The sequence below is a fragment of the Paenibacillus sp. Marseille-Q4541 genome, from assembly GCF_018310695.1.
GTDB lineage: Bacteria > Bacillota > Bacilli > Paenibacillales > Paenibacillaceae > Paenibacillus.
In genome coordinates, this window is sequence record NZ_JAGXCY010000031.1 from 1 (window position 1) to 13478 (window position 13478).

Consider the following 13478-nt stretch of genomic DNA (forward strand, 5'->3'; position numbering starts at 1 on the left):
ATATAATAGTCCTATAAAATCATGATTTTATAGGACTATTATATTGAAATAAAGTCTATCATTAGTATCTTAAGAACTATTACTATAGAACTAGTATACAGAGGTATATCTTGCCAGTAAAGTGTTTTATTTGGAGGTTATGCTATTGAGTTGTGAATAGATATAGAAAAACCATCTTCAAAGAAGATGGTTTGGCTAATTATATTAACTTTATTGTGTGACCGCTAGTAACTGCTCATAAAGGAACAGATTACAATTCTTAAGTTGTTTCATATAATCTTCCGCAAGTTCGTCTTCTCCAACATATCTTAAGAAGTAACTGAGGTTATAGAGTGTTTCTGCATCTTCAGGATTTATTGATATCGCTTCTTCAAAAAATGGAATTACTTGATCGAGTTTCTCATTCTCAAAATTAATTACACCTAGTGCAGTTAGAACTTTAGTCCGGTCTCCTTTTGAAAGCAGACTTGATTGATAAATTAAATCTTCTACACTATAATTTCTAGTTTTTTCAAAAATGACTTTCTTGCTATTCTCATCCTGATGATCTCTAATAAAACATATGACATCAAAAATATCACTGTTTTCAGCATCAATTATATATTGGTAAATATCAAACTGTTGCTTAGCTGTCCATTGGAAAAACTAGAAAGAGTTTCAATCAATGCACGGCTTTCTGGGGATTCTCGTAATGTCTTTCCACCGATAGATACTTTACTAAAACCACTATCTTTAAATAATCGCTGTATAGATTCATAAGTAAAGAAACGTAAATGAGTACGATCTAATATCCCTGAATCCTCATATGTCCAAGACCCATTTTTCAGCAAACCGAACATAACACTATGATGCATAATATTAGGTATACTAGCTAGAACTCGACCTGTTGGGCGTAAATATTTTTTGATATTTTTAATAGTGCTCCATGGATCAGATAAATGTTCTAATACGTCCGCAAAAATAATAAAGTCGAAATATTCTAGTTCATATGGTAGCTCACCAGTTTGAATGTCAGCAGCCCTCACATCTGCAATCAGTGAAGCAATCTTTGCCGATTCGGGATTAAGTTCCAACCCAAAAATCTCAGCGTTTTTGTAATGGTGTTTTATATTAAGTAAAGTTCCTCCGCATGCACATCCCACCTCTAAAATCCTTAGGTTTGAACTGGAGTCCTCTCTTATCAAATCAACAATTTCACTACGAATGTGTTGAGAATAATTAGGATTAAATCCCCACTTTTTTTCGAACTTTAAAGAATTAGTGTTTAATAGTTCAGCATACTTCCGTAGTTTCTCTCCAAAAGAAACACTACCATAGTGATGGATAAAAGTATTTCTGGATAACAATAATTTGTAACCTGCTAATCTAATTCTTAAGCTGTAATCATCGTCTTCATAGTTTCCAGGAGAAAACTGTTCATCCAAGAGACCAACCTTATCAATTACTTCCGATTTGATCAACATACAGAAGCCAACAAGTTTAAGTCTTTCTTCTAATTCCACTGGGCTTGAACAATTAATAGATTCAGCAAAGTCATGCATACTACTCATGGAATCATATGATGTTTCTATTGCTTGTCCATAAGAAGAGTTATTTGTCACACAACTAACTGCACCAATAGTTGAATCGCTATATAAAGCCTCTTTTAAGTTTTCCAGCCAATTACGTGTAACAACCGTATCATTATTTAACAATAAAACTTCAGTGCCTGTCGCTATTTGAATACCTTGATTACAACCTGCAGGGAAACCTGTATTTTCGGAATTCATTATACAAATGAGATCTTCTTGTTGCTTCAGCCAATTTTTTGTCTCATCCGTAGAAGCATTATCAACTACTATAATTTCATAGCTTCCCGGCTCAGTGTAGAGTCTAATACTTTCAATACACTGTATCGTATATTCGATTTTATTGTGTGTCAGTATGATAATTGATGTTTTCAAAGTTATGTTTGCTCCTCTATTTCATTAAGCTTGTTTTTGACCCGAACTGAAATGCCTCACTCAGAAAAGAAATAGAAGTATAACTTTCAAAGTGATCTTCAAATTGCTGAGCATACTTTTGCTTCATTTCAGAATCAGCATGCTTTATTAAAGGATAGTAGAGATGTAGTACTCTAGGGTTGTGATCTAAAGCCGTCGCAAGGAATTCTATACCGTCCTCTGTATTCCCGTGATTCATGCTGTATATTCCCAGATTTTCTAAGCTAAGGCCATTTAGTCCACCACTAGCATGAAGACTAGAGTAATAATTGAATGCCATCTCATATAAGCCGAGCTTATAGAAATAATTCGCTAACATATTAATGAGCTCTGGATGGCCTGCTAATTGAATGAGATTATCATATGTCTCAAATTGTTGGGTTCTAAAGAGGGCTTGTGCTATTAAGAACAGTTCCTTACTCCATGGTTCCCACAATTGGCTTTCTATCTTTTCTTCATGAAATAATCTATCTATGAGATCAAAAAAGCCTTCTTTATCATCATAGGAAGAGATAGCCTTAGTTAGATTTAAAAGGTTTTTGTTTTTCCAAATAAGTGCACCAGCTGTCGTATAAACCCACGAATTTTGAGATAGACTGAATTTATCTATCTGATCAGACATTTTAGATATAAGAGTCATATCATTATTTATCAGCGCAAGCTCAACGACATCATTTTGTCGTAATTGATCTGACTCAATTCGTATTTTTTTGTAGTAATTAACAAGTTCCAAATCACAAGTATTAAGTATTACCCTGTATAAAAAAGTTGCCTCGTAAGTATCATCCAGATTGTAGGTACGATCTAACATACTAATAATGTTCTCTTTATGATCATGCTGAATTAACCATTCAATCAATCTAAATAAAATCTCAGCATTCAATTTATTGTGCTGCAGCAATTTTGACATCCAATATATTGCTTCCTCATTACGGTTTAATCTAAAGTATAAATGAATAAGCTGAGTCACCGGAATATTGAAACCATACTCAGGACTCGTCAGCCAAGCAGCTTCATTTCTAGCCGATCTTTCCTCACTTAATTGAATAGCTCGTAAATAAAATCTTTCTGCTTCAGCAAAAAATCCGAATACTTCATAATGAATTCCACAAGTAGTATGATACTCAGGGTAATCATGATATTTAGATAATTCATCCGTGATGAGTTTCCAGGAATCATCTATTCTATTACTTTTTGTGTACAAATTGATCAGATGCATAACACAAAAAGGATACCAGCTTGTTGCTCCATTACTCATTTCTATGGCTTTCAAATAAGAAGCAATTGCTTTGCTCTCGTCTCCTTCAGAAACATACTGATTTCCGAGAGTGAAATAATCATAGGCTATGAATTTCCCGCTTTTTAACATGCCCTCAAATATAGTCATATTTCGCTTATTTTTATTTTGTTTCTCAATTATTTCCGCTTGATAGCCTGTATGATACATTTGTAAATTCACAGGCTTATGTCTTAATTCACCTTGCTCATCGCATAGTTGCTCATGTATTGGCCTGAAATATTTTACGCCTTGATGATTTAGAAATAAACGAGAGACAGGTGCTGTTGTTATACTTAGGTTCAAATTTTCATTTTTATATTGGTTTACTATAGTAACTGTATATACAGTTCTTTTTTTGGGTTTCTCGTTCATAAGAAACTCTTTCCACTTAGTTAGTTGATCTTTAGACAAGTACTCATCTGCATCAATAACAAGTACCCACTTACAGGACGCTCGTCGGATTGATTCATTTCGTGCTTTTGAAAAGTCATGGCACCACTCAAAGTCATAAATAAGTTCAGTATAGCGGAGTGCAATTTCTTTTGTTCTATCAGTAGAACCGGTATCAACGACTATAATCTCATCAGCAATTTCTTTCACACTTTCAAGACAGCGTTCCAGCGTGTCTTCTTCATTCTTCACAATTAAACATACACTAAGTAGTTTCATCATCTTTAACCGCCCATTATTCAATTCTTACGATCAAAAAACATACTGTCCGGTGTATAGCTGCTGCTATAAGCAGTCCGCTGTTCTCGTATAGATCCTTGTTTCAACAGCCACTCTCTGGCTTCATTTTTTAGAGCTTGCATTCGAGACAAAATAACACCATCATGAACTATTAAGGCTCTTAGTCTCAGTTTTTCTGTTGAAGATAACTCATTTTTGTATATTTCAATTTTTTGCACTAAGTGCCCTGCCCGATCAACGTAATCTACTATCTCTTCATACGTGGCTTGGTGCAAGTGATTTATCATTTGATTAATTAGGTGTTCGAGTTGATCGATATCACTCTTAGTTACCATACTCATGCGTATTCTGCCCTTGTCGATTGAGTGCGTCCCGCTTGTTCCCATGCGTCTCTCATTTCAAGTAGGTGAGCGAGGACTTCTGATGCCGCCTTCTGATCTTTATGAACATTCGCTTGGATGAGTTGATGAAGCATATACTCATAGATCTGGTGCAATCGGGTTGATATTTCATATTTGAAATCAAGTGAGGCAATCAGCTCATGTATGATTGCTTGCGTTTTATTAAAAAAGGTGTTTGCCTTTTCAATATTATGTTCTTCTATTCCTTCAATACCTGCTTTAACGAAACGAATGGCTCCATCGTATAACATAAGTAATAATTGAGAACGACTCGCTGTTTGCATTTTTGCTTGCTGGTATTTTTGTTGTGCGGAGATTAACAATTCATTCACTCCTTGTATTAAGATGACATACTTGTCAAACTGGAAGAGATGCTATTGTATTTATTCATTGCTGTTTCCATTGCAGTAAATTGTTTGTAGTATCTATTTTCCATTAGTGCCAATCTACGGTTAACATCAGCAATTCGTTTATCAAAATCCTTTAACTGATCACCGATCTGACTCTGTGGGAGAAATGCAGCCGAAGGGTCACTACTGTAACGAGATGTACCTGCACGATCTGACAAGGTCTGTAGTGTATCTTTACTAATCTTCTTTAAGCGGCTAAAAATCCCGTTTGTTTCGTTATACGCATCATTTTTTGCAGTTAAATTAGTTGTTGAGAACATAGACATCAGCTCATCTGATTTATTAGCTATCGCATCGCGTAGTTTTGTCTCATCAATAATAAGCTTACCTTTTTCTGTATATCCACCTGTTGTAATTCCAAACTGAGCAAGATTCAGAAGGTTTCCATTCGCATCGGTCATGTCTGCAAATAGAGAAGTCCTCATATCAGCTAGTGCGGTAGAGAGAATTGAGTCGTTCTTGAGCATACCGCTTTTTGCTTTTTCTTCCCAAAGTTTGATTTCATCTTCTGACATATCTGCTTTTTGCTCTTTTGTAAGCGGCAAGTAAGTTCTATATCGTTCTTCACCTGTTTTATTGTTAAGTAGAGATAGAACATCATTATAGGAATCGACAAACGATTTAATTGTATCAAACATCTTGTCTGTATCTTGTACTACTTCAATTCGAGTAGTTTGGCCAGTTGGACTAATTCCTGTCAGATTAAGTTCGACACCATTAATAGTAAAACGATTAGAGGATTGAGTCGTCTCAATCCCATTGATCGTGACAATAGCGTTAGAACCATTTTTATTTTCTTTTTTTCCTGCAAACATATCAAAAAATGTGCCGCCTACAGCTAAACTTTTTTCTCCTGTTTCTCTGTTTGTGAGTGATAGACTACCCGATGCACTATCGTAAATAGCTGTTACATTGGCTTCTTTATTTGTATTAATCTTATTAATAAGAGAGTCAATGGTTTCATTATCTTCAAGTTTAATGCTGGTGGATCCAATAACAATATTATCATTGTAATTGGACACTCCATTGTTCTGATAGAAGTCTTTTATTGTTGTGTTACCCGCTACGCCTTTAAAACGATCATCTTGTTGTAGAAAGGTAGAAGCTGTTGCAAGACTCTTCACTTCAACACTTAGCACTGCATTGCTTGCAGCTCCCGATGCTGTTGCAGTAAGTACGTTAGGGGCTCCCGATACATTTGTTTTCTTTGCATCAATTGAGCTGCTTAAGGATAAGGAATTAAGCTTTTCCTGAAAGCTTACAATTTTCGAACTAACAGTCCGATAATCATTTCGCTTCCACTCTGTCAGCTGCTTTTGCTGATTAAGCTTATCTAAAGGAGCCTTTTGAGCAGTCATTAACTGCTTAACCATTGAATCAATATCCAGACCTGAGGCAAATCCACTTATTCTCATAACAATTCCTCCTTGCTGTAATTAAGCCTTTTTATCGATAACCAGTCCGTTAATCTCCATAAAACTAGCTACCATATCTAACAGCTTCTCTCTAGGTACCTCCCTAATAAGTTCACCTGATTGCTTATCGTACACTTTGATCATGACCGCATGGGTTTGTTCGTGTACCGCGAACTCAAAAGATCTTTCTGCTCCTTGCACTTTCTTAATGGTTTGTTCTAATTCCTGAATGGCTGCCTTTTCTTCTTGCGAAAGCCGAGCAATACTAAGATCAGGAGATACAGCACCTCGTGAAGATGCGTAATCCATTTGAGCCCTTTGATCTATTCTGGATGATGTATTCCCGACATTCATATTTCCCGAAATTCGATGATCCAAGAAACTTCCCCCTTTATAAATATCGACTTACATACACTTTCTGATATTAGATTAATTATCTTATATATCGGTATAACCTCCGGATATGTGAAGAAAAAACAAAAAAGAGACCTTGAAAATTCAAGGCCTCTTCTAAGTGAAAAATATAGATTAACGAAGCAAGGAAAGAACGCCTTGCGGATTAGAGTTTGCTTGTGCCAACATGGATTGGGAAGCTTGAAGAAGGATATTGTTTTTAGACAAAGCAACCATTTCCTTCGCCATGTCTGTGTCACGAATACGGGACTCAGATGCAGTCAAATTCTCTGTAGTTGTACCAAGGTTGTTAGAAGTGTATTCCAAACGATTTTGTACCGCACCCAGTTTACCTCGTTCTGTTGCAACACCTTTGATAGCGTCATTTACCTTATCCAAGGTTACAGCGCTGTCTAGACCTACAAAACTAGTAGTATTAATTGCTGCGATAGTAATCAAAGTTCCTTTATCGTCAGTTGCAATTCCAACACCAGCAGTATTATTGATGTTAATTCCGTTAAATGTAGTGTTAGACATGATGTTATCGATTTGGCTTGTAAGTTCTTTAAGTTCTTGGCCAATGTTTGCTTTATCTGTATCAGTGTAAGTACCGTTTGTTTCTTGTACTTTCAGTTCTTTCATACGACTTAGCATTGAAGATACTTCGTTCAGAGCACCCTCAGCTGTTTGTACGTAAGAGATACCATCTTGAGTGTTACGTTGTGCTTGCTCAAGACCACGGATTTGACCGCGCATATTCTCGGAAATGGATAGACCTGCTGCATCGTCAGCCGCACGGTTAATGCGAAGACCGGAAGACAGTTTCTCCATGTTTTTGCTTGCTGCTGTGTTATTCAGACCCATGTTACGGTGAGTGTTTACTGCCGGAATATTGTGATTGATAATCATTGATAATTTCCTCCCTGAAATTGGTTTATGCCCACATCCTTGTGGTAGCGTATCTTCACAGGTCGGCCGCCCTGAAGAATTACCGCTGTACTATATATATCGTCCAGCTTTCAGGGATTGTGAATAGCAATTTGAACTTTTTTATTCTTTTTTTGACAGAGAAGTAAGAAGGTTCTGAAGCTGATGGATATCAATCACCGCTTCTTGGTTCGTACGCTCAATTTCTTCATAGATTTCTTTACGATAGATGTCTACATGTCTCGGAGCCTTCACACCAATCCGCACGGTTTCTGAATCGACTCCAAGAATGGTAATCTCAATGTCTTCGCCAATCATAATCGACTCGCCTTTTTTGCGTGACAATACCAACATTAAAGTCCAGCTCCCTTCTTACTTCCACCCTCATCCGTAATCCATAGTTGATGTTTCGCATGGTAGGCCGTGTCATGAAGTACAATTTGTTTGGCCAGCTTCTTCGTTTCATTAATAAGAAGTGGAGCGATCAGGTTTGCCGTTGTACGATGAGGATCGCTATGCAGGGTAACAATACACCTTACTTTAAGCAACTCATCTTCCATATATTTTATTTCGTCCAGTGCTTCTTCTGAAGCCTTGAACTCATAACTATCGAAAAAGGAGAAGGGATCGACAATAACAAATGAAATCTCCTTGCGATCTACAGAAGTAAGATAACTGAATACCTCGTTGTGCTCCTCCATCACAAAACATTTCAAATCCTCAAAACCCGGTAATCCCTTCGGGAACGTTATATTTTCTGTCATACCCATATTGTGATATCTCCTCATTTTGTAAGACTTATAAAGTAATGTATACAAATTTACCGCCATATCTTATCTGATACTATAATGTATAGCTTGTACAAGAACAACAAAAGGAACTGAAGGTTCATTGACCTCCTAGTTCCTCAAGTTTCCAGTACTATGTTTCAAATTATCTCATGAAATCCATCAGTGTAGGCGTCAAAATCTTTGCAGAAGTTTGAAGTGACGCTTGATAAATTGTCTGTGCTGATGTTGCTTGAATCATTAGACTTGCTATATCTGCATCTTCCGTTTTCGACTGTAGTGTCGTCAAATTAAGATCTTGCTGATCCAATCGATTCTGCATAAGTTCCACTCTATTTGTACGTGCACCAACTTCTGACAAAGAACCTAACATTTTGGTAGTTCTTGTTTCGATGTTTGTAAGTTGATTTCTTACTCCATCATAATCACCATTTTTCAATGCAGAGACGAGGTTATCAGCTATTTTGAATATATTGTCTTCCTCCGTACTATTACCAAAAAAATCTGATCCAGAGGTATTTATCTGCATTTCAGTATTTTGACTAATACCGTAGATCACAGCCGATTTATCTGGATTTAGATCTGCGTAACTATTCATACCAGCGGAAAGCTCGTAAGGCGCTTGATCATATTTTTGTCCATTAAATATGTATTTGCCTCGAATTTCTGTGTTACCAATACTAACTAATTGACTCTGAAGTTCTTCTACTTCTTCACGAATGGCATCAAGTCCAGACTGTGGTACAACCCCAGTTGTGCCTTGAATCGCCAATTCCTTCATTCTAGTTACAATCTCGTTCGTCTGTTGCATTGCAGAATCTGTCATGTCGAGCCAGCTTAACCCTGAATCTACATTCGATTGATATTGCTCATTAGAAGCTAACTCCGCACGATAGCGAAGGGCATACGTCACGCCTACTGGATCATCCGATGGCTTGTTCAGTTTTCTGCCTGTCGAGATCTGATTCTCCAAATTACTCATTTTATTAAGATTACGGTTAATGTTACTAAGCATCTGGGTATTCATCATGCTAGATGTTACGCGGATCGACATTTGCGTTGCCTCCTACTTCTTAAGTTTAACGTCCGACAACGCCGGTACTGTTAATTAATTTATCAAGTAACTGATCGAAAGTCGTCATAAAACGAGATGCAGCGCTATAAGCATGCTGGAACTTAATCATATTGGACATTTCTTCATCGAGTGATACTCCGCTAACGGACTGACGATTCACATCCACTTGCTGTGTTAACAAGCTTCCGTTATCAACCTGACGTTTTGCTTCTTTTGTCTCGATACCAAGTTGACCCACAATCGAACCGAAGTAATCATCAACGGTTCCTGGAGCCGAGAGCGCCGTACCAAAATCAAATTTAACATCTTTTAGACCTGACATAAGGAGCGCAAGTGTATTATTTCCTTTTACAACGGATTCTCCTGTTCCTTGTCCATCAGTACGCATAGAAGTCGCAATCTTATTCGGATCTGCCTGAATCTCAGGATTCAAAGTAATATTCCCTGCGGTAATCGTACCGCCATCTGTTGCGGTAAAGAAGGCTTCTCCCGCTTGTGGTGTCGTACCACTTACCGTGTACCCCAGCTGATGAAGTCCATTAATTCCTTGAACAGTTACTTTCAAATCGGAACCTAAAGTACGGTTATTGTTCGCATTGGAATAGGTAACACCATTCAGTACGGTTCCTTCTGGAAGTACAGTACCTGCTGGCAAAGATACTTCAATGTTGCCGTTAGCAAGTGTATTGGCGAGTTGGTTAAGCTGTTGTCTATAGTCTTCAACGTACGTATCACGGGAGGTAATCATACCAAAGACTTCTCCGCCTGTTAAAGTACCCGCATCATATGCGGTTTCCAGCATATCTGCAGTGACTGGCGTTGCCTGATCTCCAGTGACCAGTAGCTGTCCTCCAACGGTAACTTCATATCCCGTATCCAGTTCGGTAACTTGTACATTGGCTATTTTGGATAACTGATCGATTGCATAGTCACGCTGATCTCTCAGGTCATTTGCATTATCACCAAGTTTTTCAACACGGGAAATATTTTGATTAAGACTCGCAACCGTCTGCAAAAGAGAGCTCATCTCTTGCGCTTTTAGTTCCACGTTGCTTGTTAAATCACTGGTCAAAGCATCTAACTGGCGGCTCGTTTGATTGAGTGCATCCGTCAGTGCAAGCGTCGTTTCTTTTACAATCTTACGATTAGTAATATCCTGCGGATCTTTGCTGAGATCAGACCAGGCATTCCAAAAGTTATCCATGACCGTACGAATCCCTGTGTCAGAAGGTTCATTCATGATCGTCTCGAGTTTGTCGAGCGTATCGTAACGCACGTTCCATCCGCCTAAACCGGAGTTTTCACTACGGTATTGGTCATCGAGAAAAGTCTGTCTCACACGCGTAATCGCGTTAAACTCTACACCCGTTCCGAGCTGACCAGGAGCTGTATTACGATACATTCCTACTGCATCCATTGGCCGGGAAGCCGTCATGTTTACAACTTGTCTGGAATATCCTGCCGTATTTGCATTCGATATATTATGACCCGTAGTATTCAAAGCTGCCGATTGAGTAAACAAGCTTCGCTTTGCCGTCTCTATACCATGAAAGGTAGAAGCCATTACTTACCTCCTTAATCTATGCTCTCGTGTCGAAAAGACCGGAGCGCTGAGCATTGTATTGCTTGTCTGAGGGATGCTGATACGTCGCTTCATTTTCAGGGGCGTATGACAGCGTATCTACATAAAAATCGATATAGGATAAGGATTGCTCTATCAGTTGCTGGTTAATTATCGTAAGCTCTTTGAGGGTCCCGAGCGTGCCGGATAATGTATTCAGCGCGGTTACAATCCGCTGTTTGTCTTCCTGATCAAAGATAAGACGAATCAGCTCCTGCATATTCAAATTAAGTCTGGATTTAATACCGCGTTCCTGCAGAAATCCGTAGACTGCTTCGAGACGCTTCTTTTCACAATCTTCAATCTGTTTTACCAACTTGGACTCGGCATTTGTTATTGATATCATTTCATTCACTTGATTCTGAATAATAAGCTGTTTCTTCAGCTCACCTAGTTTGATCAGCTGCACGTGATATTCGTTCAGTTCATGAATGGCATCGATTAATTGATTTAGGGACATAAATTTCTCCTACTTCTCTGAACTTGAACTTGGTTTGAAATATGGCATCATCTTCTCTGCAAGCTGTTCGGTGTCCACTTTATATGTGCCTGAAGCAACTTGTTGTTTCAGTTCTTGAATGCGCTGTGCGCGCTCACTGTTATTTACCTGCTCCTGTTTCTGGAGCATTTCCATAGCCTCCGGAGAAATCGTTACCTCATCCTTACGGCTTGCTTTTTTACTTTCGGTCTGCTGACCGGATTCTATATTTCTCGAATAAGAGTTGATTGCTCCAATCCGCCCGGATTCATTAATTTTCATAACGAACACCTGCCTTTCCTTCATATCAGGATAATTAATCGTCCCTATTTGTCATCTAAATAAAAAAACCGATAATCTTTACTAAAGTTATCGGTAGAGGTTGAAACATTGTTTATAGTCTTACATCTAATTGAGCCGTGTCTCCTAGGAACGTCCCGATTTGTCGATAGCTCGATAGGCACCTTCGCCTAGAGAACGTCCATCCCCCTGACCAACTTCCCGGGCTGCACCGTTCAAATCCTTGGTCAAACGCGCACGACAGCCATCACACATGTGCCCTTCACGAATAAACGTACCACACACTTCGCACGGGTAAGTCAAATTAGGCGAATCCACTACAGAAATTCGACCTTCCTTGATAAAACGTGTAATCTGCTTAATGGACACACCTGTCTCTTCCGATAGCTCCTGAATGTTGGCGCCTCTCTCTTTACGCAAATATTCTACACAGTCTACATACTGCTGTTCAATATCTTTGACACAAGACGGACAACACTCCATTACGTTAAGCACGTATAGCTTTCCGCAGCGAGGACAGTTACCTAAATTCATCCTCTTTAGCCCCCTTCAATAGATCAAACCGAATACTTTCTCCCATTATACCTACGTTATTTCACCTTGTCATCTTTGGAACTTATGAGAAACAATGGGATGATCACCTTGCATGATTGCGAAAAAAAATTAGCGCGCGCCTGCAGTTTAGAACTAATGATTTATACATTCTGTGACTTGATTATGGTCCGATCTGGATTTGTTACCTAAAACAGAATTCCTGAATTCTCACACAATTGATATAAAAAAATCTATATTTTTATATCGGTAAATCCATATAAAAATCTTACTAAGATCTTGCCCATGTAAGAGAATAAATCATGAAATGAATTCCATGCGCCCTTCCCCATTCCTTAATTACCCGGCTGCAAGCCTCCAGCGTACTGCCTGTGGTGTAAACATCATCTACCAAGATCAGATGGATGGGGTTTCTGTTACTGATATAAGATGGATCGGCCATTACTTCATTGAAATATTCAGAGGCAAATGGATGAATGGCAAATACATTTCGCATTGTCTCTACCCGCTCTTTACGAGACTTATAACTTTGTTTCTCTGTGTGTTGCGTACGCTTCAGCATAGGGATAAGCGGAAGACGTTGATGACTACTTAGTACTTCAGCCAATCTTTCAGCTTGATTGAACCCCCGTTCCATATAACGCTCCTGACTGACCGGAACAAAAGTGACTGCCTGCGCGTGCCATATCCCCCGTGAGTAGGATCGAGAGGTCAACCAAGCATTGGATCTATTCAACTCTATTCTACGATTGGGTACTAACGATCTCACTTTCTGACTGCTGTTACCTAATAACGTCATCTCACGCTGTAAAGCAACATAAGCAACATTCAGTATCGCACCTAGTAAAGGAGCTATCCGCTCCTTCCCCCGATATTTATATACGGCGAGCCACTCTCGCATCAAGGAATCATAGAGTACAGCACTTCGATTGAGCTCAAAAGAGCGACTCAGGTTTTCAGCTCTGACACAGTCCGGACAACCAACAGCTCTACCACAGCGATAACAACGTATCCTTTTCACCCACGGGACTAATGAAACACAGTGTCTACATATTCCCGGGAGCTCGCTGGATAGAACCGCTCGGTTACCACACGCCACGCAGATCTGTCCAGGCGGAGCAGCCAGCTGCTCTAAAAAGGATCGTACCCGCTCAAATGTATTCATGG

At 38.8% G+C, this 13478-nt stretch carries 16 protein-coding genes; all 16 read right to left on the reverse strand.

What is annotated here, in order from left to right; translation table 11 throughout:
• Nucleotides 1–210: 210 nt before the first annotated feature.
• Nucleotides 211–612 (reverse strand): tetratricopeptide repeat protein, encoded by a 402-nt coding sequence (locus tag KFT32_RS27735; protein ID WP_481856363.1) that lies wholly within the window; start codon nucleotides 610–612, stop codon nucleotides 211–213.
• Nucleotides 597–1943, reverse strand: a complete 1347-nt coding sequence (locus tag KFT32_RS21800; protein WP_249436052.1) for a bifunctional glycosyltransferase family 2 protein/class I SAM-dependent methyltransferase — start codon at nucleotides 1941–1943, stop codon at nucleotides 597–599. Before KFT32_RS21800 ends, KFT32_RS27735 begins: the two co-directional genes overlap by 16 nt.
• Nucleotides 1944–1959: 16 nt before the next feature.
• A complete protein-coding gene (locus tag KFT32_RS21805) occupies nucleotides 1960–3933 on the reverse strand; it encodes a glycosyltransferase family 2 protein (RefSeq protein ID WP_211749584.1) in 1974 nt (657 codons plus the stop codon).
• A 17-nt stretch (nucleotides 3934–3950) separates the two neighbouring features.
• Nucleotides 3951–4292 (reverse strand): flagellar protein FliT, encoded by a 342-nt coding sequence (gene fliT / locus KFT32_RS21810; protein WP_211749585.1) that lies wholly within the window; start codon nucleotides 4290–4292, stop codon nucleotides 3951–3953.
• A complete protein-coding gene (fliS, locus tag KFT32_RS21815) occupies nucleotides 4289–4675 on the reverse strand; it encodes a flagellar export chaperone FliS (protein WP_211749586.1) in 387 nt (128 codons plus the stop codon). Before fliS ends, fliT begins: the two co-directional genes overlap by 4 nt.
• A gap of 17 nt (nucleotides 4676–4692) precedes the next feature.
• Nucleotides 4693–6177: a flagellar filament capping protein FliD gene (fliD, locus tag KFT32_RS21820; protein ID WP_211749587.1), complete on the reverse strand. Its 1485-nt coding sequence runs from the start codon at nucleotides 6175–6177 to the stop codon at nucleotides 4693–4695.
• A 21-nt stretch (nucleotides 6178–6198) separates the two neighbouring features.
• Nucleotides 6199–6555, reverse strand: coding sequence for a flagellar protein FlaG (locus KFT32_RS21825; RefSeq protein ID WP_211749588.1), 357 nt, complete (start codon nucleotides 6553–6555; stop codon nucleotides 6199–6201).
• A gap of 150 nt (nucleotides 6556–6705) precedes the next feature.
• Nucleotides 6706–7479: a flagellin N-terminal helical domain-containing protein gene (locus KFT32_RS21830; RefSeq protein WP_211749589.1), complete on the reverse strand. Its 774-nt coding sequence runs from the start codon at nucleotides 7477–7479 to the stop codon at nucleotides 6706–6708.
• 141 nt (nucleotides 7480–7620) lie between these two features.
• On the reverse strand, nucleotides 7621–7851 hold the full coding sequence (csrA, locus tag KFT32_RS21835) for a carbon storage regulator CsrA (RefSeq protein ID WP_211749590.1): 231 nt from the start codon (nucleotides 7849–7851) through the stop codon (nucleotides 7621–7623).
• Nucleotides 7851–8267, reverse strand: coding sequence for a flagellar assembly protein FliW (locus KFT32_RS21840; protein WP_249436053.1), 417 nt, complete (start codon nucleotides 8265–8267; stop codon nucleotides 7851–7853). Before KFT32_RS21840 ends, csrA begins: the two co-directional genes overlap by 1 nt.
• Before the next feature lie 163 nt (nucleotides 8268–8430).
• Entirely contained in the window at nucleotides 8431–9339 is a 909-nt protein-coding gene (gene flgL, locus KFT32_RS21845; protein WP_211749592.1) for a flagellar hook-associated protein FlgL, read from the reverse strand.
• A 25-nt stretch (nucleotides 9340–9364) separates the two neighbouring features.
• Nucleotides 9365–10924: a flagellar hook-associated protein FlgK gene (gene flgK, locus KFT32_RS21850; RefSeq protein WP_211749593.1), complete on the reverse strand. Its 1560-nt coding sequence runs from the start codon at nucleotides 10922–10924 to the stop codon at nucleotides 9365–9367.
• A gap of 16 nt (nucleotides 10925–10940) precedes the next feature.
• Nucleotides 10941–11441, reverse strand: a complete 501-nt coding sequence (locus tag KFT32_RS21855; protein ID WP_211749594.1) for a flagellar protein FlgN — start codon at nucleotides 11439–11441, stop codon at nucleotides 10941–10943.
• Between the two features lie 9 nt (nucleotides 11442–11450).
• Nucleotides 11451–11741: a flagellar biosynthesis anti-sigma factor FlgM gene (flgM, locus tag KFT32_RS21860; protein ID WP_211749595.1), complete on the reverse strand. Its 291-nt coding sequence runs from the start codon at nucleotides 11739–11741 to the stop codon at nucleotides 11451–11453.
• Between the two features lie 144 nt (nucleotides 11742–11885).
• Nucleotides 11886–12293, reverse strand: coding sequence for a TIGR03826 family flagellar region protein (locus KFT32_RS21865; RefSeq protein WP_211749596.1), 408 nt, complete (start codon nucleotides 12291–12293; stop codon nucleotides 11886–11888).
• Nucleotides 12294–12582: 289 nt separating this feature from the next.
• Nucleotides 12583–13476, reverse strand: a complete 894-nt coding sequence (locus KFT32_RS21870) for a ComF family protein (RefSeq protein WP_211749597.1) — start codon at nucleotides 13474–13476, stop codon at nucleotides 12583–12585.
• Nucleotides 13477–13478 lie beyond the last annotated feature (2 nt).